This window comes from Epilithonimonas xixisoli, assembly GCF_004365655.1.
GTDB classification, from domain to species: Bacteria; Bacteroidota; Bacteroidia; order Flavobacteriales; family Weeksellaceae; genus Epilithonimonas; species Epilithonimonas xixisoli.
Map to the genome: position 1 here is coordinate 1,051,877 of NZ_SOEO01000001.1, position 22,736 is coordinate 1,074,612.

The following is a 22,736-nucleotide window of genomic DNA, read 5'->3' on the forward strand; positions in this document are numbered from 1 at the left end:
TATTTTAATCAAATTATTATGATCCGAGTAAGACATAAAATGCTTGTGGCAAGCATCGCTTTATTAAGTTCAGCAACTATCTGGGCACAAAATTCAAAACACACTTTGGAATTGGACGGAAGTTCAACAAACATCAAAATTCAACCAGCAATGTATGGTGTTTTCTTCGAAGATATCAATCAAGGTGCAGATGGTGGACTTTATGCGGAATTAGTAAAAAACCGTTCTTTCGAATTTTACAATCCATTGATGGGATGGACACAGCCAAAAGGTGATCTTCATTCCGAAAACAAGAATTCTGGTTATGCTAATATCGTGACGGATAAAAATAAAAGCAATCACAACTACGCCAGAGTTACGATTAATAATGATAAAAACTACGAACTGATCAATGAAGGTTTCAAAGGAATGGGACTTCACAAAGGTTCTAAGTATAACTTCAGTTTTTTATCAGAAAAAGCTTCCGGAAACATTCATCATATCAAAGCTGATTTGATTGATGAGCAAGGAAATGTGGTTGGTTCAGCTAATATCGCATTAAACAAAAACGGATTTCAAAAATATGATGCTGTAATTACGCCTTCCAAAACCGTAGAAAAGGGAAAATTAAAATTAACTTTTGAAGGCAATGGAGTCTTGAATCTTGATATGGTTTCTCTATTTCCACAAGAAACTTGGAACAACAGACCAAATGGCCTCAGAAAAGATCTTGTTCAAAAATTGTATGATTTGAAGCCTGGATTTGTACGTTTTCCTGGAGGTTGTATCGTTGAGGGTAGAACTTTGGCAGAACGTTACCAGTGGAAAAAAACCGTTGGAAATATCGCTGATAGAGAAATTCTCATCAACAGATGGAACACAGAATTCGCTCACAGACCAGCGCCGGATTATTTCCAATCTTTCGGACTTGGGTTCTTTGAATATTTCCAATTGTCAGAAGATCTTGGTGCAGAACCACTTCCAATCTTGAGTTGTGGAATTGCTTGCCAGTTCAACACAGGAGAGTTGGTTCCGATTGGCGATATTGATACTTATGTTCAGGATGCTTTGGATTTGATTGAGTTTGCAAACGGCGATCAATCCACGGCTTGGGGAAAAGTGAGAGCGGATATGGGACATCCAAAACCTTTCAATTTAAAATATATTGGTGTTGGAAACGAGCAGTGGGGACCAGATTATATCGAGAGATACAAGATTTTTGAAAAAGCGATTAAAAGTAAATATCCGAATATGATTATCATTTCAGGAAGCGGACCTTTTGAAGCCGGAGAATATTTTGATTACGGTTGGGACGAATTGAAAAAACTGAACGCCGAGATCATCGATGAACATTACTACAAAACGCCTCAATGGTTTCAAGAAAATGCCAAAAGATATGATAACTACGACCGAAAAGGACCAAAAGTTTTTGCTGGAGAATACGCTGCACAAACTGTAGCAATCGCAAGTCCGGATAATAAAAATAGTTGGGAGACTGCACTTTCCGAAGCAGCTTTTATGACAGGTTTGGAGAGAAATGCTGATGTGGTTTATATGACGTCTTATGCGCCACTTTTGGCTCACGCAGAAGGCTGGCAATGGACACCAGATTTGATTTGGTTCAATAATTTATCTTCTTATGTGACACCAAATTATTACGTTCAGAAGTTGTTTTCTAACAACAAAGGAACAGATGTAATCAAGATTTCTGAAAACGGAAAAGCCGTGACTGGAGATGAGAAATTATATGCTTCTGCAGTGGTTGATAAGAATTCGAAAGAAACCATCATTAAGATTGTAAATACAGATTCTAAATCCAAAGAAATCAACATCAATTCTAAAAATCTAAAATGGGGTAAAAACTTAACCAAAACTACATTGTCTTCTTCCAGTCTTTCTGATGAGAATAATTTCAGCTTGGAGAATATAAAACCAAAATCGGAGAATATAAGCGTGAAAAGTGGGAGTCTTTCTACAACAATTCCAGCGAATTCTTTGGTCGTTTTGAAGATTAAATAGTTTTAAATTATTGATAATCAGTATAATTAAAAAATAAGTGTTTTTTTTACATTTATTTCAATAAGAATATTATATTTGTGTTAACAGAAACTTAATATTTCAACTTCTGCAGTAGTAATTTTTAAAATTAAATAATGAATATCACTAAACTTTCTAAGGATTTTGCAGTTCTATTATTTTTTTCGATAAGTCTCAATGCTTTTGCTCAACAGGCAGAAATATCGAGTCCGGACAAACTTTTGAAAGTGAAAGTTTCTTTGGAAAATCAGGAGTTGATATATTCTGTTTTTTATGAAAATAGGGTAGTTCTGGAAAATTCGCCACTTGGTTTAACGACCAATGCTGGAGATTTTACCAATAAGATGAGTTGGAAAGATTCCAAAACGTCTTCTGAAAACAAAACTTACAAGAATCAGAAAATCAAAAAATCAGAAGTTAATTATTCTGCCAATGTTCTGGAAGTAGAAACTCAGAATAATGAAAATAAGATTCTCAAACTTCGATTTCAAGTTAGTAATAATGATATTGCTTTCCGCTACGAGATTCCCTCTTGGAAAGACAAATTGAGTTTGGTCGTATTATCTGAAAAAACAGGTTATACTTTTCCAAAACAAACCACCACTTTCCTTTCTCCAATGATGCCAGCAATGACAGGTTTTGGAAATTCTGCACCAAGCTACGAAAGTGGTTATGAAGCGGATGCAACATTAGGAAAGATTTCAAAAAATAAAGAAGGTTATGTTTTTCCAGCGCTTTTTCACATCGGAAAAGATTGGGCAATGATTTCCGAAACTGGCGTTTCCAGCTTGTATTGCGCATCGCATCTTTCTGAAGCCAATGGAAATACTTACAATATTGCTTATCCGGATCCAAAACAGAATAATGGATTTGGAACTTCAGGCTCAGCGATTTCTCTTCCAGGCGTTACACCTTGGAGAACAATTACGGTTGGAAATTCTCTGAAACCAATTGTAGAAACTACGATTCCTTTTGATGTTGTTGAGCCTTTGTATGAAGCTTCTCAGAATTATCAATTCGGGAAATCATCTTGGAGCTGGATCATCTGGCAAGATCCAAGTATGAATTACGAAGATCAGGTTAAATTCATTGATTTGGCTTCTCAAATGAAATTCGAATATATTCTTGTCGATTCTCTTTGGGATACGAATATTGGAAAAGAAAGATTCAAAGATTTGATTGCTTATGCTAAATCCAAATCGGTAGATATTCTTCTTTGGTACAATTCCAATGGATCAGCAAACGACTCTCCAATGGGACCAAGAAACAAAATGAATACAGCCATCGAACGTAAAAAAGAAATGAAATGGCTGAAAGAAGTTGGCGTAAAAGGTTTGAAAGTCGATTTCTTTGGTGGCGACAAACAGGAAACAATTCGTCTTTACGAAGATATTTTGTCTGATGCCAATGATTACGGATTGAGCGTGATTTTCCACGGTTCAACTTTGCCGAGAGGTTGGGAAGTAATGTATCCGAATTTTGTAGGAAGTGAAGCAGTTTTAGCTTCCGAGATGTTGGTTTTTGATCAAAATGTAAGAAATTCAGAATCATTTTACGCAAGCCTTCATCCGTTTATGAGAAACTCGGTTGGAAGTATGGAATTTGGTGGCGTTGTCCTTAATAAATATTTGACCAAATCCAATACAGAGAAAAATAAAAGACTGACAACAGATGCTTTCCAATTGGCAACCTCGGTTCTTTTCCAAAATCCAATTCAGGTTTTCGCTATTACTCCAAATAATTTGACTGATGTTCCAGCTTTCGAATTGGATTTCCTTAAAAAAGTACCAACAACTTGGGACGAAACGGTTTTTATCGATGGTTATCCAGGGAAATATGTTGTGCTCGCAAGACGTCACAAAGACCAATGGTTTGTAAGTGGCGTGAATGCAGAGAAGAAATCAATCAAATTAAAACTGAATCTCAATATGTTGAAATCCAAAAAGATGGATTTGATATTTGATTCAAAAAATAATGAAACTCAAACCAAATCTATCAAAATTTCTGACAAAGGAGAATTTGAAGTTGAAATTCCAAACAATGGTGGTTTCGTGATTCATTAAAATATTTAGACAACAAAAATTAATTAAACAAAATTTATAAAGCTTTTACAATGAAAAAATATGTTATAGGTCTGGATTATGGTTCCGATTCCGTAAGAGCCGTTCTGATTGACACGGATAACGGGGCAGAATTGGCTTCCAGCGTTCATAATTATAAAAGATGGAGCGAAGGGAAATACTGTAACTCGAGCGAGAACAGATTCAGACAACATCCATTAGATCATATTGAAGGTCTTGAATTCACTATTAAAAATGTACTTCAAACCAGCCAAATAAATCCTGAACAAGTAGTCAGTATTTGTATTGATACAACAGGTTCTTCTCCAATTCCGGTAACTCAAGACGGAACGCCGTTGGCTTTGGTTCCAGGTTTTGAGGAAAACCCAAATGCAATGATGGTTCTTTGGAAAGATCATACATCAATCAAAGAAGCTGATGAAATCAATGAATTGGCGCAAAGATCATTAGAAGATTACACCAAATATGTTGGCGGAATCTATTCATCCGAATGGTTTTGGGCTAAGATTTTACATATCGCAAGAGAAGATAAACAAGTCAAAGAAGCTGCTTACAGCTGGATGGAACACTGCGATCTGATGACATTTTTGTTGGCAGATCACAAAGATTTGGCAACATTCAAAAGAAGCCGTTGTGCAGCTGGTCACAAAGCAATGTGGCACAAGAGCTGGGGCGGACTTCCACCAGTAGATTTCTTGAATGAGTTAGATCCTTATTTGGGAGAATTGAGAGGTCGTTTGTTTAATGAAACTTACACTTCTGATCAAGTTGCAGGTCATCTTAACGAAGAATGGGCAACAAAATTAGGGTTAACAACCAACACTGTAATCGCAGTTGGAACTTTTGATGCACACGCAGGCGCTGTAGGAGCAAAAGTGGATGAAAATATTCTCGTAAGAATTATGGGAACATCTACTTGTGATATTATGATCAGTTCTCATCAGCAGATTGGCGACAGAACTGTAAAAGGAATTTGTGGTCAGGTTGACGGTTCTGTAATTCCAGGTTGTGTTGGTTTGGAAGCTGGACAATCGGCTTTCGGAGATCTTTTGGCTTGGTATAAAGATATTTTACTTTGGCCGGTTAATTCAATTTTGATGAATTCTGAATTATTAAGTTCTTCCCAAAAAGAAGCGCTTAGAGAAGAAGTTTCTGATAAATTAATCAGAAGTCTAACTCAGGAAGCTGAAAATATTCCATTGTCTGATGCCGTTCCGATTGCTTTGGATTGGATTAATGGAAGAAGAACGCCAGACGCAGATCAAACTTTGAAAGCTTCTATCAGCAATCTTTCTTTAGGAACAAAAGCGCCCCATATTTTCAAAGCTTTGGTTAATGCGATTTGTTTTGGATCCAAGAAAATTGTAGATCGTTTCGAGGATGAAGGTGTTAAAATCGAAAAAGTAATCGGAATTGGAGGTGTGGCTAGAAAGTCGCCTTTCATTATGCAGACTTTGGCGAATGTTCTTAACAGACCAATTATTGTTGCAGAATCTGATCAGGCACCAGCTTTGGGTGCAGCGATTTATGCAGCAGTTGCAGCAGGCGTTTACACAACCGTTATCGAAGCAAGTAACAAAATGGGATCTGAGTTCGAAGCAGAATATTTTCCGCAAGTTGATCAGGTAATTAAGTATGAAGCTTTTATGGAACAATACCAACAATTGGCAGATTTCACAGAGTCTAATATTAAAGCAAAAAAAAGATATGAGCTCAAAGTATAAGGAATTACAAAGAGAATGCTACGAAGCTAATATGCAGTTGGAAGAACTGAAATTGGTGGTTTACACTTTCGGAAACGTGAGTGCGGTAGATAGAGCAGAAGGAATTTTTGCTATCAAACCGAGTGGTGTTCCTTACAAAGATTTGAAGCCGGAAGATATGGTAATAATGGACTATGATGCCAATGTGATCGAAGGAAAATTAAGACCGTCATCTGACACAAAAACCCACGCTTATCTTTACAAACATTGGGAAGATATCGGTGGAGTAGCGCATACGCACGCGATGTATTCTGTGGCTTGGGCTCAGGCTCAGTTGGATATTCCGATTTTTGGAACAACTCACGCAGATCATTTGACTTCTGATATTCCTTGTGCACAACCGATGAGCGATGAATTGATTCAAGGAAATTATGAGTTCAATACAGGAATTCAGATTTTGGATTGTTTCAAAGAAAAAAAACTATCACATCTGGAAACAGAAATGATTCTGATTGGGAATCACGGACCTTTCACTTGGGGCAAAAACGCAGACAAAGCAGTTTATAACAGTAAAGTTCTGGAAACCGTTGCAGAAATGGCTTATCTCACAAGGCAGATTAATCCATTAGCACCTCGTTTAAAAGATTCTTTAATCAAGAAACATTACGAAAGAAAACACGGTAAAGACGCTTACTACGGACAATAATTTTAAAATAATAAATAATATATATATCAATGTTAACAGACTTAAAAACTAAAGAAATCTGGTTCATCACCGGAAGTCAACATTTATACGGACCTGAAACGCTTGCTCAGGTTGCAGAACATTCTCAAAAAATTGTAGAAGCATTCGGACAATCTTCTTTGATTCCTGTAAAAATCGTTTGGAAACCAACTGTAAAAACAACAGATGAGATTTACGAAACATTAATGGCAGCAAACCACGCTCCAGATTGTATCGGAATCATCACTTGGATGCACACTTTCTCTCCTGCAAAAATGTGGATCAGAGGTTTAAGTGCTTTGCAAAAACCAATGCTTCACCTTCATACACAGTTCAATCAGGATATTCCTTGGTCAACAATGGATATGGACTTTATGAACCTGAATCAAGCGGCTCACGGAGACAGAGAGTTCGGATTTATGGTAAGCCGTCTTCGCAAAAACAGAAAAGTGGTTGTTGGACATTGGGCAGAAGAAAGAGTACAAAAACAAATCGGAGAGTGGTCTAGAGTTGCTGCCGGTTGGGATGATTGGCAAGGTGCTAAATTCGCTCGTTTCGGAGACAATATGAGATATGTTGCTGTAACCGATGGAGATAAAGTAGAAGCTGAAACTAAGTTTGGATTCTCTGTGAACACTTGGGGAATTGGAGATCTTGTAAGCGTTATCAATTCTATAGGAGAAGGCGAAGTTAAAACTTTGATCGAAGAGTACGAGGCTTCTTACAATATGGCCGCTTCTTTATTGGCTGGCGGAGCAAACAGAAAATCATTGGAATCTGCTGCAAGAATAGAACTTGGATTAGAAAAATTCTTGGTTGATGGAAACTTCAAAGGTTTCTCTGATACTTTCGAAGACCTTCACGGAATCGAACAATTGCCAGGAATTGCTGTTCAAAGATTGATGGCAAAAGGTTACGGATTTGCAGGAGAAGGCGACTGGAAAACGGCTGCTTTGGTACGTGCAATGAAGATTATGGGACAAGGTCTTGAAGGTGGAAATGCCTTTATGGAAGATTACACATATCATTTGAATCCATCCAATCCATCGATTTTAGGTTCGCATATGTTGGAAGTTGATCCAGTTTTGGCAGTTAACAAACCATCTTGTGAGATTCATCCTTTAGGAATTGGCGGTAAGGCAGATCCGGTTCGTTTGGTTTTCAACTCAAGAGGAAATATCGATTCTTTGGTAGCTGCATTAATGGATTTCGGAAATCACTTCAGATTATTAATTAATAAAACTAAAGCTTTAGATATTACGGAAGAAATGCCAAATCTACCTGTAGCCAGGGTTCTTTGGAAACCACTTCCAGATCTTTACACGGCTGCAGAAGCTTGGATTCTTGCCGGTGGAGCGCATCACACTTGTTATTCTGAAAACTTGAGCGTAGAGCAATTGGAAGATTTCGCAGGCATTGCAGGAATCGAATCTCTAGTGATTGATGAAGATACAAAAATCAGAGATTTCAAGAATACCATTAACTGGAATGAAATCTATTATAGATAACTTTACGAATTAATTTATTTAAATTATGAAGAAAAGATTATTCAAAATATCAGTCGTTTTGCTGACAGCTCTATCTATTTGGAGCTGCAGTAAAACAGAAAAACCATCAGATGCAACTATGGAAAAACTAAGTGTTTCAGATTATGCGGTTTCTCCGGCTGGAGATTCTATCAAGCAATATACTCTGAAAAATAAAAATGGGATGGAGGCGAAGATCATCAATTATGGTGCGATCATCACATCTCTTACTGCGCCTGACAAGGACGGTAAATTTCAGGATATTGTTTTAGGTTATACAAAACCTGAAGATTACTTCAATGGAAATCCTTATTTCTTTGGTGCTTTGATTGGAAGATACGGAAACAGAATTGCTAATGCGAAGTTTGAATTAGACGGTAAAACTTACGATTTAGACAAAAATGATGGTCCAAATCATCTTCACGGTGGTAAAAAAGGTTTCTATACTAAATTGTGGAAAGTGGATGAAAAAGCGTCTAACGATCATACTTTGAAGCTTGATTACACAAGTGCAGACGGCGAAGAAGGTTATCCTGGAAAGCTGGATGTTTCTGTAATTTATACTTTGAATGATGAGAATGCACTAGAGATCGCTTATTCTGCAACAACAGACAAGAAAACGATTGTGAATTTGACTCAACATTCTTATTTCAATTTGTCGGGTAATTTCAATCAGCCAATTACAGATCACGAACTTCAGTTGAAAGCGGCAACATTTATTCCTGTTAATAATACTTTGATCCCAACTGGAGAATTGAAGCCAGTTGCAGGAACGCCTTTCGATTTTAATCAATCAAAATTAATTGGTAAAGATATAGAAGCTTCGGATGAGCAACTGAAATTAGGAAAAGGTTACGATCATTGCTGGGTTTTGGATGGAAAAGGATTGAGAACGATTGGTTCACTTTATCATCCGGCATCTGGAAGAGTAATGGAAGTAATTACTACTGAACCAGGCGTCCAATTCTACTCAGGGAATTTCCTTGATGGAAAATACGATACAAAAACTGGTGGCAAAAATGAATTCAGAACTGGTTTGTGTTTAGAAACTCAACATTATCCGGATTCTCCGAATCAGCCATCTTTTCCTTCTGTGGTTATGGAACCAGGACAGAAATATGAAACAAAAACGATTTATAAATTCTCTGTAAAAAAATAACTATGAATTGGAATTCACACGAATTTATCTGGCTAGACTGGGTAATCATAGTAGTCGGAATCGTAGCAGTCGGTTGGGCTGTTTGGCGTTCTGTACAAAAAGACAAAAAGTCTCAGGACGGCGCCAATAGTGAAGATTATCTATTTGGAAAAGGGGAACCTTGGTACATTATCGGGGCCGCAATCTTCGCAGCAAATATCGGTTCCGAGCATCTTGTAGGACTAGCAGGAACTGGTGCAAAATCCGGAGTAGGAATGGCGCACTGGGAAATGCAAGGTTGGATGATTCTTTTGTTAGGATGGCTTTTCGTTCCATTTTATCAATTGATGAACAACAAAATGGGGAAAATCATCACAATGCCAGATTTTCTTAAATACAGATATACGCCAGCAACAGGATCTTGGCTTTCAATCATTACATTGATTGCTTATGTTTTGACTAAAGTAAGCGTAACTGCTTTCACAGGTGGAATCTTTATGGAAAGTCTATTGGGAATTCCATTCTGGTATGGTGCGATTGGATTGATTTTATTGACCGGAATTTTCACTGTTCTTGGTGGAATGAAAGGCGTAATGACATTGTCTGCAATCCAAACGCCGATTTTGATTATTGGTTCTTTTATGGTTCTTTTCTTAGGACTATCTGCTCTTGGAAACGGAAGTATTGGCGAAGGCTGGACTGCAATGATAGATTTTGCAAAGACTCAAAATGTTGGTGCAGATGGTGTTGCTTATGGTACCAATCATATGTTCCACTTGGAAACTGGTGATCCTATGTATGACGATTATCCAGGTTTCTGGGTTTTCTTGGGAGCTTCCATTATTGGTTTCTGGTATTGGTGTACAGATCAGCACATTGTTCAGAGAGTTCTTGGCCAACAAAAAGGCGAAGCTAATGAAGTCGTGATGATGCGTGCAAGAAGAGGAACGATTGCAGCTGGTTATTTCAAATTGTTGCCAGTTTTTATGTTCTTGATTCCAGGAATGATTGCGGCGGCTTTGGCGGCTCGTCCGGATAGTGGATTTGTTTTGAGCGATCCGGATACGGCTTTTGGCTCTATGGTAAAGTTTGTTTTGCCTGCAGGCGTTAAAGGGATTGTAACAATTGGATTTATTTCTGCATTGGTTGCATCATTGGCTGCATTTTTCAACTCTTGTGCAACATTGTTTACAGAAGATTTCTACAAACCAATGTACAAAGATAAAAGCGAAGCTACTTACGTTAATGTAGGTCGTTTGGCTACAATGGGTGTTGTGGTTTTAGGGATTGTTTGGATTCCTGTGATGAAGAGTTTGGGTAGTTTATATGATTATCTTCAAGGGATTCAATCTTTGTTGGCGCCGGCGATGGTTGCGGTTTTTGCATTAGGAATTTTTTCTAAGAAAATCTCGCCAAAGTCGGGAGAAGTAGGAATGATTGTAGGTTTCATCCTTGGAATGGTACGTTTGTTAACCAACATTTTTACCAATTCCGGAAAAGATGTGATGACTGGAGTTTTCTGGGAAAACACAACTTGGTTCTGGCAAACGAACTGGTTGATATTCGAAATATGGTTATTGGTTTTCATTATTGTATTAATGATTGTCGTGTCTATGTTTACACCAAAACCAACAGCTCAACAAATCGATGCAATCACATTCACAGGAAGTTACAAAGAGTTAATTAGAAAAAGCTGGAATGTTTGGGACGTCGTAGCATCTCTTGGAGTTGTTATTCTTTGCGGATTGTTCTACTGGTATTTCTGGTAAAGAAAGTTTGTTCTCTTTATATTTATTAAAAAAATACTGATCACTTCTTTGGTGATCAGTATTTTAATAAAATATCTTTTTGCTTTTCTCTACTATCCTTATTCTATTTAAGAAATTATATTTTGAATAAGTAACCTTGAGATAATTTTTTATGGTATTTTTCCTTATCAAATCGGTATAAAAAAGAACCTTTTCTGGAAGAAGTCATATCTTTTTCATCAGTTTTCACAAGGATATCCATACTATTGATTTTGCTGATGAAATTTCTCTTGTCATATTTCTCATCAAAAATAGCTTCATAAAGAGATTGCAGATCTTTCATCGTAAATTTTTCTGGCAACAATTCAAATCCGATAGGTTGTGTAGAAGCACGATATCTCAATCTTGTAACCGCATTTTCTACCATTATGTTGTGATCGAATATCAATGTCGGAAAGTCCTTTAGATCAAACCATTGCGCACTGTATTTTTCATTAATCTTGATATTCTCATCCGCATTGATAAGGGCAAAATAAGAAACAGAAATGATTCGCGCCGTAGGTTCACGATCCAATTCACTAAAGCTTTTGAGTTGCTCCAAATAGATGTTTTCCAATCCAGTCAAAGAATGAAGAACGCGGCTGGCAGATTCATCCAGAGTTTCTTCTCCGTTTACGAAACCTCCCATCAGAGACCATTCTCCTTTTTTAGGTTCAAAGTTTCTTTTGACAAGTAAGATTTTCAGATTTTCGCCATCAAAGCCAAAAATAATGCAATCTACAGCGATGAGATGTTTTATATATTGTGAGTAATCTTTCCTCATTAAATGGTATTAATTTTTAAATAATTTACAAATTTATCATTTTTAATTGGCGAATCGGATATAAAAATTAATAAACGTTTTGTTTACATTTATTAAAAATTATTTTAAACAATTTCAAATTAAATCTCGATCAATGCTTTTCAATAGCGACAATCATTCGATTTAATTAAAACACCAAATTTTATGAAACAGATATTCTTCATCATTCTCCTTTTGAGTTTCCAATTTTCGGAAGCGCAAGAAAATCAAAAATATCAAAAAATATCATATTTCCAACTTCAGGATGTTCAGCTCTTGGACAGTGATTTTAAAAACGCAATGAACCTGGACAAAAGTTACATTCTTTCACTCAATCCAGATCGATTGTTATCACCTTATCTCAAAGAAGCAGGATTGATTTCCAAAGCTTCCAACTATCCAAATTGGGAAAGTACTGGCTTAGACGGACACATCGGAGGTCATTATCTATCGGCATTATCTCTGATGTATGCGTCAACAGGCGATTCTAAAATCAAGGAAAAATTAGATTATGTGATAGATGAACTGGAAAGATGTCAGAATGCGTCGGGAAATGGCTACATCTCAGGAGTTCCTAATGGAAAAGCAATCTGGAAAGAAATCTCCGAAGGCAATATCCGTTCTTCTCTTTTTGGGCTTAATGACCGTTGGGTTCCTTTGTATAATATTCACAAAATTTATTCTGGTTTGCGCGATGCATATTGGTACACAGACAGCAAGAAAGCCAAAAAAATGCTCATCAAACTGACAGATTGGATGATTGCTACCACTTCAAAATTATCCAGAAATCAAATCCAAACTTTGCTCATCAGCGAACACGGCGGTTTGAACGAAGTTTTTGCTGATGTTTACAACATAACTGGCGATAAAAAGTATATTAAATTAGCCAAAGATTTTTCACAAGACACAGTTCTTGATCCGCTTCTGGAAAAGAAAGATGTCTTGACAGGAATGCACGCCAACACCCAAATTCCTAAAGTGATTGGGTTCAAGAGAATTGCTGATATTACCAATGATCAAAACTGGAATCAGGCGACAGATTTGTTCTGGCAAAATGTGGTTCACAAAAGATCCGTTGCTATTGGAGGAAACAGCGTGAGTGAACATTTCAATCCTATTACAGATTTTAGTGGAATGATGAAAAGTGTAGAAGGTCCGGAAACCTGCAATACGTACAATATGCTGAAACTTTCCAAAGATCTTTTTGCGACTTCTGGTTCGTCATCCTATATGGATTATTATGAAAAAGCGCTTTACAATCATATTTTATCGACTCAGCATGATGAGAAAGGCGGTTTTGTATATTTTACGCCAATGCGTCCGGGTCATTACAGAGTTTATTCCCAGCCGGAAACCAGTTTTTGGTGTTGCGTAGGTTCTGGTTTGGAGAACCACGGGAAATATGGAGAATTGATCTTTGCTCATACGGAAAAAGATCTTTTGGTCAATCTTTTTATTCCTTCAAAACTTAATTGGAAAGAGAAAAATGTAACCGTTACCCAAATCAATCATTTTCCAGAATCTTCTGAAACCAAACTGATTTTCAATTTAAAAAACAAATCAAAATTTAATTTGAAACTAAGAATTCCAGAATGGACAAACAGTTCTGAAGTCAAAATTTTAATTAATAATAAAGAATATCCAATTAATAAAGACCAAGACGGCTATTCTAATATCAATAGAACTTGGAAAAATGGCGATGTTGTGGTAATGCAATTGCCGATGCATCTTTCAGCAGAACAACTTCCTGATGGTTCAGATTATTATGCTTTCAAATATGGACCGATTGTTTTAGCTGCAAAATATGGAACCGAAAATCAAAAGGGATTGTTTGCGGATGACAGTAGAGGCGGACATATTGCGCACGGAATTCAGATTCCACTTAATGATATTCCGGTGATTGTCGGGAAATCTTCATCTGTTTTGGAACATATCAAAAAAGAAAATACGCAAGGTTTAAAGTTTAAATTGGATGGACTTTATCCAAAAGATAAATTCAAAGATGGATTGGAATTAGTTCCTTTTAATCGTATTCAAGCAGAAAGATATATCATTTATTGGCCTCAAGCCGATGAAGATAAAATTGAGGAATTAATGACTTTAAAAACTAAAGAAGAGCAGGAACTTAGAAAGTTGGAAAGTATTACCGAAGACAAGATTGCATTGGGAGAGCAACAGCCGGAGTCCGATCATTTTTTCAAAAGTCAGGAATCGTCTGCTGGTTATTTTGAAGACCGTCATTTCCGTGATGCCAAAGGCTGGTTCAGTTACGAGATGAGAAACAAAAACAAACAAGCTAAATATCTTTATCTGGCTTATTTTGATACAAATAAAAACCGTGTTTTGAATATTGATGTTAATGGAAAGAATGTGGTTTCTAGAACTTTGGAAGGTGCTTTTGGCACCAAAATTCAACAATTAATTTTAGAAATTCCTCAATCAGAATTTAATATTGAAAAACTAACGGTTACAATAAAAGCAAAAAATGAAAAGAATACAGCCAAAATCATAGAATTGCGTTTACTGAATCAAAGCTTTAATCCGTAATATTTTCTTGAATTTAAATAAAATAATTGTAAATATAACAAAATAAGTGTAATTTTAACACTTACAAAACTTAAACTAAATCTTTATGAAATTTTTCATCGACACTGCCAATTTAGAGCAGATAAGAGAAGCAAATGACTTAGGAATTCTAGACGGTGTAACAACCAATCCATCATTGATGGCAAAAGAAGGCATCAGCGGAAACGAAGCTATTCTTAAGCATTACAAAGACATTTGCGACATTGTAGATGGAGACATCTCTTAAGAAGTTCTTTCTACAACTTACGAAGAAATGATTGCAGAAGGAGAAGTTCTTGCTGCCATTCATCCCAATATTGTGGTGAAAATCCCAATGATAAAAGACGGTGTAAAAGCCTTAAAATATTTTTCTAATAAAGGAATTAAGACCAATTGTACTTTGATTTTCTCTGCTGGACAAGCTCTTTTGGCAGCGAAAGCCGGAGCAACTTACGTTTCTCCATTTTTAGGAAGATTAGATGATATCTCCACAGATAGTTTAAATTTGATTGAAGAAATCAGAGTGATCTTTGATAATTATGGTTTCGAAACTGAGATTCTAGCAGCGTCAGTTCGCCACGCGATGCATATTATCAATTGTGCAAAAATTGGAGCAGATGTTGTGACTTGCCCTATCCAACCGATCTTATCTTTACTTAAACATCCTTTGACAGATAGTGGATTGGAGCAGTTCATCAAAGATTCACAAAAAATGCAATAATCGATTATGGCTCACGATATTTCAAAACTTCAAAGTATCGCTTCTCAGGTGAGGAGAGATATTGTAAGAATGGTTCACGCTTGTCAATCCGGACATCCTGGTGGTTCGCTGGGTTGTACAGATTTTTTGGTTGCATTGTATTTTGATGCAATGAAACGTAAAGAAGGCTTCGATATGAAAGCTAAAGGAGAAGATGCTTTTTATCTTTCTAATGGACATATTTCGCCTGTTTTTTACAGTGTTTTAGCGCACGCTGGTTATTTTGACAAATCAGAATTAGCCACTTTCAGAAAATTAAATTCCAGATTACAAGGACATCCAACCACGCACGAAGGTTTGCCTGGAATCCGTATTGCTTCTGGCTCTTTGGGACAAGGTTTATCTGTTGCGATTGGTCACGCCATCGGTAAAAAATTAGACAAAGATGAGAACCTAGTTTTCAGTCTTCACGGTGATGGTGAATTGCAGGAAGGACAAAACTGGGAAGCGATAATGTACGCCTCTCACAACAAGGTTGATAATTTGATTGCAACTGTAGATTACAACGGACAACAAATCGATGGACCAACTTCAAAAGTCCTTTCTTTAGGTAGTCTTAAAACAAAATTCGAAGCCTTCGACTGGAAAGTTCTGGAAGTAGAAAATGGAAATGATTTGGAAGAAATTCTTAAAGTTCTAGACGAAGCAAAATCTCTAACCGGAAAAGGACAACCAATCTGTATTTTGCTAAAAACCGGAATGGGTCACGGCGTAGATTATATGATGGGAACGCACGCTTGGCACGGAAAAGCGCCTAATGATGAGCAACTGCAAAAAGCATTAGACCAATTAGAAGAAACTTTGGGTGATTACTAAAATTTGAATCAAATGAAAAAATATACATACACAGAAAGTAAAGACACCAGAAGTGGATTTGGAGCTGGATTGGCAGAATTGGCGGATAAAAATCCAGACGTTGTGGCACTTTGCGCAGACCTTATCGGTTCTTTGAAAATGGAGAAATTCATCGAAAAAGCACCTGAAAGATTTTTCCAAATCGGAATTGCAGAAGCGAATATGATTGGCATCGCTGCAGGTTTGGCGATCGAAGGTAAAATTCCATTTACAGGAACCTTTGCTAATTTCTCGACTGGTAGAGTTTATGACCAGATTCGTCAATCCGTAGCTTATTCTGATAAGAATGTGAAAATCTGTGCTTCCCACGCAGGATTGACTTTGGGAGAAGATGGTGCAACTCATCAGATTTTGGAAGATATTGGATTAATGAAAATGCTTCCGGGAATGACGGTGATCAATACTTGCGATTACAATCAGACCAAAGCAGCAACCATTGCGATTGCAGATTATGAAGGACCAGTTTATCTGAGATTTGGAAGACCTGTAATTCCTGTTTTCACAGATGAAAATCAAACATTCGAAATCGGAAAAGCTTGGATGGTAAACGAAGGAAAAGATGTGACAATCGTTGCAACCGGACATTTGGTTTGGGAAGCCATCAAAGCGGGCGAAATATTAGAAGAGTTGGGAATTGATGCAGAAATTATTAATATTCATACCATCAAACCTTTGGATTCTGAAGCGATTTTAAAATCAATCAAAAAAACTGGTTGCATTGTAACGGCGGAAGAACACAACAGATTGGGCGGACTTGGCGACAGTGTTGCACAGGTTTTGACAACCGAATATTATGTTCCTCAGGAATATGTTGCGGTAAATGATAGCTTCGGTGAAAGCGGAACACCTTCAGAATTAATGGAAAAATACGGACTGAATGCTGAATCCATTGTGGAAGCTGTAAAAAAAGTTTTGAAAAGAAAATAGAATTTCAGTATTTATTTTAATGATTTAAAACCGCAACTATTTGATTGAGTTGCGGTTTTTGTTTTTTCAATCAAGTGAAATTCTAAAAAAAATCAGTTGTTATGAGTCAAATCATATTCTAAGCTTATCTAAGTCAGTAGCTTTGAGTCAATACTTTCAAAAAGAAGTGCTTGTCTATAATTGACAATCACTTTGTAATAGTCTCAGAACGAATCAGGTTCTTTTTATCAATTAATAATTTAAAATAAAGAAACGATGGAACTTCTAAAAGCAGTACTAGACAAGATTAGCTATAATCTTAGGGAAAGAAATGAAACGATTTCCGTGGCAGAAAGTGTAACTTCTGGATTTCTGCAGTTGGCTTTTTCTCAGATGCCTGGTGCAGAAAAGTTTTTCAAAGGTGGAATCACCGCTTACACGCTGGAGCAAAAAGTGAAACATTTCAACATCGACTATGACAAAGCCCGGGCGGCAAATTGTGTCTCACGGGAGATTTGTGAAGCGATGTCTCAAAATGTAGCCTTGATTTTTGATACCGATTGGTCGATTGCTACCACAGGTTACGCGACCCCAGTTCCAGAATCGGACAATGAAATTTTTGCATATTACAGCATCGCTTATCGAGGAACGATTATTCGGAGTGATAAAATCGAACTTCACCACCTCACCAAACCGATGGATGCCCAACATTATTTTATGGATTATATTTTGGGTTGCCTTCGTTGCGAGGTTAAAAGAAATCATTCTACCATTTCAATTTAAAATAAAGTTGAGCTGATTCTAATATTTTAATTTTTCAAATTGATTATTCTTATTTGAATTTTATAAGAAGTTATTTTATTATAACTTCTATTATTTTGTGTCTAAAATTTAGTACAAATAATTATTAATAATATAATATATTTATTTTATTGTTAATTTATTTTGGCTTAATAGTTGTAAATATTGTTTTAATCACATTTATTAATTATTAAAATAAATAAAAATTATGGCAACTACAAAAACAAGTACAGCTGCAAAGAAAACAACAGCTTCATCAAGCAAAGCAAACTCCAAAACACCTGCTAAAAAGGACGCAGCCAAAGACCTGAATGATCTGTTTGAAGATAGTTTGAAAGACATCTATTGGGCAGAAAAAGCATTGGTAAAAGCTTTACCAAAAATGATGAAAAACGCGACCAACGAAAAACTCAAAACCGCCATAGAAAACCATTTGGCAGAAACCAAAATCCACGTTACGAGATTGGAAGAATGTTTTGAAGCGATTGGAAAAAAAGCGCAAGCCAAAAAATGCGATGCGATGCAAGGATTATTGGACGAGGGAGAAAGCATTATAGAAGAAACCAAACCGGGAAGTGTACGCGATGCCGGCATTATTGCGGCAGCTCAAAAAGTCGAGCATTACGAGATTGCGACTTACGGAACTTTGGCAGCATTTGCTAAAATTCTGAAAGAAAGTAAAGCTTTGAAAAATCTTCTCAAAACGCTGGAAGAAGAAAGAAACTGCGACGAATTGCTGACAAGTCTAGCAGATGTGAATCTCAATTCGAAAGCAAAATAATCAAAAAAAGAGAGCCAAATCATAGCTCTCTTTTTTATTTCAATTATCGCAAACACTATGACTGAAGTCATAATCTAAAATCAACTTTGCATTATATATTTGGATTCTGGAAGAAATTATGGGAAAATTTTTACATTTATTTTTAATCTGCTTATTTATGAGTTGTTCGGAAAAGCAGAAAACATCTGAATCTGATAAAAATAAATCCTCAAATAAAAAAGATAGTCTTGTAAAACATAAGCGATTGTTCAAAATTCGCAGAAATACTAATTTCAATTTTCCCTTGTAAATTCAAAGTTTTTCGGCTTCGATTTCCTCTTTTTTGAATCGATAAAAGAAAAACAAATTCCAAAGAATCATCTCATAGCCGTAAAAGAAATCTTCAATTGGAATCGTCAGCATTCTGAAACCAATGTGATTTTCGGGATTGTAATTCACGATAGGAGAGTCCAGACCTGTTCCGGTAAGGATTCCATTAACTAAGAAAAATCCAGGTGTCAATATCAAATAAATGAAAGATGCTTTCCCAATCCAATTGATTTTTAAAACGAAATACAAAATTAACAAGCTAATTGAAGTTGATAGGAAAGTGACAAATGTGTAAATTCTATCGTGATAATATAGTGCAATTCCCAGAAATAAGATGGATGAAATCACAACGAAAATCTTTTCAGATTCTGGTTTCCAATCGAGTTTGAAAAATTTATCAAGACAGAAATAAGTGAAAACACAGGAAAAGGGAATACAAATGAAAAATAATATTTCTTCGATTGGCAATTCCGAAATTTTAAAGCCAATTAAATATCGATAATTAAACCACCAAACACCATTTTTTGTAAACCAAACATCCCAAAGAATAAACACCAAACCGACTAAAAGCGAAGCTTTGATAAAAGCACCAAAGTGTCTGTTGAACTTAATCTTCGGATGAAAAGAAAAAATAAAACAGATGATTACTGTAAAGAAATTAATTAGCAAATAGGTGTATTGAATCATCAGGCTTTATCTTTATTAAAGTACATTTTGAAATATTTGAATGGCACCCAAAGAAATCCAAAACATTCGCCATCTTCTTTGTTGATATGTTTGTGATGTTGTTTGTGAGCCCGTCTGATTGCCAATAAATAAGGGTTTTTCGTATCCTTCAAAAACTTCACGCGTTGATGAATGAAAATATCGTGGACAAAAAAATACGACATTCCATAAAGTGTAATTCCAATTCCGATGTAAAACCAAACATCAAAATCGTTCATTGTTCCAATGTACATCAATGCAATTGCAGGAATCGCAAAAATAACAAAGAAGTAATCATTTTTTTCTAATGGCGGATCACTGCTATGATCGTGATGATCGCGGTGAAGTGACCATAAAAATCCGTGCATCACGTACTTGTGAACGACCCACGTAAAGCCTTCCATCAGGAAAAAAGTTATTAAAATTATCAAGAAATTCATTATTCTTTTCTTTTGTTGTTGAACATCACTTCCAAGACTTCGTGTCGGAAATCAAAGATACTTTTAAGCTTGCTTTTCACAAAAAGTTGGTGTGCTATTTCGCCAAAAAATCCCATCGGAATTTCGTAGCTTACGGTATCTTTTATCAAAACACCATTTTCATTGGGGATAAATTCGTGGTAATGATTCCACAATTTGTAAGGTCCTTTTTGCTGAAAATCGGTAAAACTTCTTTGGAAATCCACTTGTGTGATTTGCGTTTGCCATTTCATAGGAATTTTAAAAACAGGTGAAACCGTGTAATCTATCAGCATTCCTTTGTAAATTTCGTCGTTTTCCAATTTTGTCAACACGGTGAAATTCATATCTTTCGGCGTGATGACGGCTAAATTGTTGGCGGATGAGAAGAATTTCCAAGCCGTTTCTATATCGCAGTTGAGTTGTTGCTCTCTATAAAGTCTGTGTACCATTTTCAATTTTTAGATTTATTTCAATTTCATTTTACAGATCTATAGAAATTTAGATCGATAACATTTTATATTCTACATAACTTTCCATCATCAAGGATATTTTTTTGCTATTTGAGATTCGGATTCTTTGGTTTATCATTTTTGTAGCCGACGTTTTCTTGATTTTTTTGAAGAGAGAAAGATAATATCTGTACGCCAAATAAACGCCAAATCTGGAAGAAGTTGGTAATTTTTTGATGCCTTCTAGTGCCAATTGGAATTCGTGTGCGATTTCTTTTTCGATTTCCGCTTTTACTTGATTGTCAAATGCTTTGATGTCAACATTTGGGAAATAAGTTCTGCCCAAAACATCATAATCGTCTTTCATATCACGCAGGAAATTTACTTTTTGGAAAGCCGACCCCAAAATCATTGCTGAAGGTTTCAACCTCTCAAATTCTTCCTTGTCTCCATTGACGAAAATATGAAGGCACATCAAACCAACCACTTCCGCGGAACCCAAAATGTATTCTTTGTAAAGCTCTGAATTGTAATCAATTTTGTGCAAATCCATTTCCATACTTCGCAGAAATTGCTTGATGAGTTCGTGGTCAATCTCGTATTGATGAACAGTTTCTTGGAACGATTGCATAATTGGATTGAGAGAAATTTTTTCTTCCAAGGCCAAAAAAGTGTCTTCTCGGAAACGTGTTAAAAGTTTTTCTTTGTCAAAGCCGTGAAAACTATCCACAATTTCATCTGCTAATCTCACGTAACCATAGATTGCGTAAATGGGATTCCGAATTTTGGATGATAAAGCCAAGATTCCTAGCGAAAAACTCGTGCTGTATTGCTTTGTCGTCTGTTTGCTTATCTTGAAAGATAGGTCGTCAAATAGTTTTTTCATAGCTAGATATTAATTGTTTGTTGGCTTCTATCGATGCGATTTTCCCTGAAATAATACTTGGTGGAACTCCAGGACCTGGAACCGTCAATTGTCCTGTGTAGAAGAGATTTTTTACTTTTTTGTTTCTGAGAGAAGGTTTCAGAACGGCCGTTTGTGATAATGTATTTGCCAGTCCGTACGCGTTTCCCTCGAAGGCGTTGTAGTCCTGTTTGAAATCCTCCAAACAGAAACTCCTTTTATATTCGATTTTTAAAATTAAATTTTCCGCGTTCGTGTGTTTTTCCAATCTGCTCATCATTTCGAGGAAATATTTTTCCCGCATTTGATCAGAATCTGCAATTCCGGTGGCGATTGGCATTAATAAAAATATATTTTCGCAATTGTCCGGTGCAATATTCTTATCTGTTTTTGATGGACAACAAACGTAGAACAATGGTTTTGAAGGCCATTTTTTATCACCATAAATTTCCGTCGTGTGCAGGTCTAAATCATTTTCGAAGAACAACGTGTGATGTTTCAGATTTGGAATTTTTTCTTTGATTCCCAAATAAAATATCAAACAAGACGGTGCGAAAGTTTTCTTCTTCCAATAATTATCGTCGTAATTTCTGTATTCTTTTGGAAGCATTTTGCGTTCCGTGTGTTCATAATCCGAGGAAGCAATAATGGAATCAAACTCAATTTTTTCGCCATTGACAATGAGCGCATTTGCTCTTTTATCATTAATGACAATTTGCTCGACGTTAGCATTAAAATGAAACTTAACACCTTGTTCCATAGCGATTTCCTGCATCGATTCTATAATCTTGATGAAGCCTCCAATTGGATACCAAGTTCCTAATTTATATCCGCCATAATTCATCAAACTATACAGCGCTGGAATATCTTTCGGAGAAGCACCAAGGAAAATCACAGGAAATTCCATTAGCGTAATCAACTTTGGATGTGAAAAATATTTTCGGACAAACTTGCTGAAATCTGTTAACAAATCGAGACTGAACGCACTTTTTAAAATCTTAAGCGAAACAAACTCAAACCAAGAATTGCAAGGTTTTGTGACGTAATCTTTCATCCCAACTTCATACTTGAATTGGGCGTCTTTCATAAAATCGTCCAAGCGTTGTCCTGCGCCTTTTTCGGTCTCTTCGAAGAGCGTTTTCATTGCTTCAAAATCTTGGGGAATTCCCATTATTCCATCAGAAAAAACCATTTCAAACTGTGGATCGAGTGGCACTAATTCATAGAAATCGGAAGCTTTTTTATTAAAATCATTAAAGAAATTTTCGATAATATCTGGCATCCAATACCAACTTGGACCCATATCGAAAGTATAGCCATTCTCCGTCTGGAAACTTCGCGCACGACCTCCAACTGTGGAATTCTTCTCGAAAACGTGAACTTCGTGACCGAGTTTTGAGGAGTAGGCGCTGGCAGACAAGCCTGAGAATCCGGAACCGATGATGGCAATTTTCTTTTTCATA

At 36.3% G+C, this 22,736-nt stretch carries 18 protein-coding genes and 1 pseudogene; 13 read left to right on the forward strand and 6 right to left on the reverse strand.

Features of this window, described 5'->3' with window-relative positions:
• The first annotated feature begins 18 nt into the window (after nt 1-18).
• The 7 genes from B0I22_RS04780 to B0I22_RS04810 all read left to right on the forward strand — a co-directional run bounded on the left by B0I22_RS04780 (nt 19) and on the right by B0I22_RS04810 (nt 10,957).
• The gene (locus B0I22_RS04780) at nt 19-1,998 is read left to right on the forward strand and encodes an alpha-L-arabinofuranosidase C-terminal domain-containing protein (protein WP_133943507.1); all 1,980 of its coding nucleotides are present in this window, start codon (nt 19-21) and stop codon (nt 1,996-1,998) included.
• Nucleotides 1,999-2,132: 134 nt separating this feature from the next.
• Complete coding sequence (locus B0I22_RS04785) at nt 2,133-4,079, forward strand: glycoside hydrolase family 97 protein (RefSeq protein ID WP_133943508.1); 1,947 nt, start codon at nt 2,133-2,135, stop codon at nt 4,077-4,079.
• Nucleotides 4,080-4,129: 50 nt separating this feature from the next.
• On the forward strand, nt 4,130-5,821 hold the full coding sequence (locus B0I22_RS04790) for a ribulokinase (protein ID WP_133943509.1): 1,692 nt from the start codon (nt 4,130-4,132) through the stop codon (nt 5,819-5,821).
• On the forward strand, nt 5,805-6,506 hold the full coding sequence (locus B0I22_RS04795) for an L-ribulose-5-phosphate 4-epimerase (RefSeq protein ID WP_133943510.1): 702 nt from the start codon (nt 5,805-5,807) through the stop codon (nt 6,504-6,506). The genes B0I22_RS04790 and B0I22_RS04795 overlap by 17 nt, the downstream gene beginning before the upstream one ends.
• A gap of 29 nt (nt 6,507-6,535) precedes the next feature.
• On the forward strand, nt 6,536-8,032 hold the full coding sequence (gene araA, locus B0I22_RS04800) for an L-arabinose isomerase (protein WP_133943511.1): 1,497 nt from the start codon (nt 6,536-6,538) through the stop codon (nt 8,030-8,032).
• 25 nt (nt 8,033-8,057) lie between these two features.
• Nucleotides 8,058-9,209 carry an aldose epimerase family protein gene (locus tag B0I22_RS04805; RefSeq protein WP_133943512.1) on the forward strand — a complete coding sequence of 384 codons (1,152 nt, stop codon included), beginning with the start codon at nt 8,058-8,060 and terminating at the stop codon, nt 9,207-9,209.
• 2 nt (nt 9,210-9,211) lie between these two features.
• The gene (locus B0I22_RS04810; protein WP_133943513.1) at nt 9,212-10,957 is read left to right on the forward strand and encodes a sodium:solute symporter; all 1,746 of its coding nucleotides are present in this window, start codon (nt 9,212-9,214) and stop codon (nt 10,955-10,957) included.
• Between the two features lie 115 nt (nt 10,958-11,072).
• Here B0I22_RS04810 and B0I22_RS04815 read toward each other — a convergent pair whose 3' ends face one another.
• On the reverse strand, nt 11,073-11,759 hold the full coding sequence (locus B0I22_RS04815; RefSeq protein WP_133943514.1) for an NUDIX hydrolase: 687 nt from the start codon (nt 11,757-11,759) through the stop codon (nt 11,073-11,075).
• Between the two features lie 183 nt (nt 11,760-11,942).
• Here B0I22_RS04815 and B0I22_RS04820 point away from each other — a divergent pair, with 183 nt between their 5' ends.
• The 6 genes and pseudogenes from B0I22_RS04820 to B0I22_RS04845 all read left to right on the forward strand — a co-directional run bounded on the left by B0I22_RS04820 (nt 11,943) and on the right by B0I22_RS04845 (nt 18,445).
• The gene (locus tag B0I22_RS04820; RefSeq protein ID WP_133943515.1) at nt 11,943-14,324 is read left to right on the forward strand and encodes a glycoside hydrolase family 127 protein; all 2,382 of its coding nucleotides are present in this window, start codon (nt 11,943-11,945) and stop codon (nt 14,322-14,324) included.
• An 85-nt stretch (nt 14,325-14,409) separates the two neighbouring features.
• A pseudogene (gene fsa, locus B0I22_RS04825) lies at nt 14,410-15,063 on the forward strand (fructose-6-phosphate aldolase).
• A gap of 6 nt (nt 15,064-15,069) precedes the next feature.
• Complete coding sequence (locus B0I22_RS04830) at nt 15,070-15,918, forward strand: transketolase (RefSeq protein WP_133943516.1); 849 nt, start codon at nt 15,070-15,072, stop codon at nt 15,916-15,918.
• A gap of 12 nt (nt 15,919-15,930) precedes the next feature.
• Nucleotides 15,931-16,884 carry a transketolase family protein gene (locus B0I22_RS04835; RefSeq protein WP_133943517.1) on the forward strand — a complete coding sequence of 318 codons (954 nt, stop codon included), beginning with the start codon at nt 15,931-15,933 and terminating at the stop codon, nt 16,882-16,884.
• Between the two features lie 255 nt (nt 16,885-17,139).
• Nucleotides 17,140-17,646 carry a CinA family protein gene (locus B0I22_RS04840; protein WP_133943518.1) on the forward strand — a complete coding sequence of 169 codons (507 nt, stop codon included), beginning with the start codon at nt 17,140-17,142 and terminating at the stop codon, nt 17,644-17,646.
• Nucleotides 17,647-17,872: 226 nt separating this feature from the next.
• On the forward strand, nt 17,873-18,445 hold the full coding sequence (locus B0I22_RS04845; protein WP_133943519.1) for a YciE/YciF ferroxidase family protein: 573 nt from the start codon (nt 17,873-17,875) through the stop codon (nt 18,443-18,445).
• A 291-nt stretch (nt 18,446-18,736) separates the two neighbouring features.
• On the opposite strand, the gene B0I22_RS04850 is transcribed toward B0I22_RS04845, so the two are convergent.
• Genes B0I22_RS04850 through B0I22_RS04870 form a run of 5 tightly spaced genes read right to left on the reverse strand, consistent with a single transcriptional unit; the run spans nt 18,737 to nt 22,735 of the window.
• Nucleotides 18,737-19,441, reverse strand: a complete 705-nt coding sequence (locus B0I22_RS04850; RefSeq protein ID WP_133943520.1) for a lycopene cyclase domain-containing protein — start codon at nt 19,439-19,441, stop codon at nt 18,737-18,739.
• The gene (locus tag B0I22_RS04855; RefSeq protein ID WP_133943521.1) at nt 19,441-19,899 is read right to left on the reverse strand and encodes a sterol desaturase family protein; all 459 of its coding nucleotides are present in this window, start codon (nt 19,897-19,899) and stop codon (nt 19,441-19,443) included. The genes B0I22_RS04850 and B0I22_RS04855 overlap by 1 nt, the downstream gene beginning before the upstream one ends.
• Nucleotides 19,899-20,369, reverse strand: a complete 471-nt coding sequence (locus B0I22_RS04860; RefSeq protein WP_133943522.1) for an SRPBCC family protein — start codon at nt 20,367-20,369, stop codon at nt 19,899-19,901. The genes B0I22_RS04855 and B0I22_RS04860 overlap by 1 nt, the downstream gene beginning before the upstream one ends.
• 49 nt (nt 20,370-20,418) lie before the next feature.
• Nucleotides 20,419-21,255: a phytoene/squalene synthase family protein gene (locus B0I22_RS04865; RefSeq protein WP_133943523.1), complete on the reverse strand. Its 837-nt coding sequence runs from the start codon at nt 21,253-21,255 to the stop codon at nt 20,419-20,421.
• Entirely contained in the window at nt 21,239-22,735 is a 1,497-nt protein-coding gene (locus B0I22_RS04870; RefSeq protein WP_133943524.1) for a phytoene desaturase family protein, read from the reverse strand. Before B0I22_RS04870 ends, B0I22_RS04865 begins: the two co-directional genes overlap by 17 nt.
• Nucleotide 22,736: the final 1 nt, after the last annotated feature.

Excerpts from the sequence above, each read along its gene's own strand:
- B0I22_RS04810 (WP_133943513.1), top strand. The coding sequence starts at position 9,212 with ATGAATTGGAATTCACACGAATTTATCTGGCTAGACTGGGTAATCATA.
- B0I22_RS04830 (WP_133943516.1), top strand. The coding sequence starts at position 15,070 with ATGGCTCACGATATTTCAAAACTTCAAAGTATCGCTTCTCAGGTGAGG.
- B0I22_RS04790 (WP_133943509.1), top strand. The coding sequence starts at position 4,130 with ATGAAAAAATATGTTATAGGTCTGGATTATGGTTCCGATTCCGTAAGA.
- B0I22_RS04850 (WP_133943520.1), bottom strand. The coding sequence starts at position 19,441 with ATGATTCAATACACCTATTTGCTAATTAATTTCTTTACAGTAATCATC.
- B0I22_RS04865 (WP_133943523.1), bottom strand. The coding sequence starts at position 21,255 with ATGAAAAAACTATTTGACGACCTATCTTTCAAGATAAGCAAACAGACG.
- B0I22_RS04835 (WP_133943517.1), top strand. The coding sequence starts at position 15,931 with ATGAAAAAATATACATACACAGAAAGTAAAGACACCAGAAGTGGATTT.
- B0I22_RS04840 (WP_133943518.1), top strand. The coding sequence starts at position 17,140 with ATGGAACTTCTAAAAGCAGTACTAGACAAGATTAGCTATAATCTTAGG.
- B0I22_RS04780 (WP_133943507.1), top strand. The coding sequence starts at position 19 with ATGATCCGAGTAAGACATAAAATGCTTGTGGCAAGCATCGCTTTATTA.
- B0I22_RS04815 (WP_133943514.1), bottom strand. The coding sequence starts at position 11,759 with ATGAGGAAAGATTACTCACAATATATAAAACATCTCATCGCTGTAGAT.
- B0I22_RS04785 (WP_133943508.1), top strand. The coding sequence starts at position 2,133 with ATGAATATCACTAAACTTTCTAAGGATTTTGCAGTTCTATTATTTTTT.
- B0I22_RS04860 (WP_133943522.1), bottom strand. The coding sequence starts at position 20,369 with ATGGTACACAGACTTTATAGAGAGCAACAACTCAACTGCGATATAGAA.
- B0I22_RS04795 (WP_133943510.1), top strand. The coding sequence starts at position 5,805 with ATGAGCTCAAAGTATAAGGAATTACAAAGAGAATGCTACGAAGCTAAT.
- B0I22_RS04855 (WP_133943521.1), bottom strand. The coding sequence starts at position 19,899 with ATGAATTTCTTGATAATTTTAATAACTTTTTTCCTGATGGAAGGCTTT.
- B0I22_RS04820 (WP_133943515.1), top strand. The coding sequence starts at position 11,943 with ATGAAACAGATATTCTTCATCATTCTCCTTTTGAGTTTCCAATTTTCG.
- B0I22_RS04845 (WP_133943519.1), top strand. The coding sequence starts at position 17,873 with ATGGCAACTACAAAAACAAGTACAGCTGCAAAGAAAACAACAGCTTCA.
- B0I22_RS04870 (WP_133943524.1), bottom strand. The coding sequence starts at position 22,735 with ATGAAAAAGAAAATTGCCATCATCGGTTCCGGATTCTCAGGCTTGTCT.
- B0I22_RS04805 (WP_133943512.1), top strand. The coding sequence starts at position 8,058 with ATGAAGAAAAGATTATTCAAAATATCAGTCGTTTTGCTGACAGCTCTA.
- araA (WP_133943511.1), top strand. The coding sequence starts at position 6,536 with ATGTTAACAGACTTAAAAACTAAAGAAATCTGGTTCATCACCGGAAGT.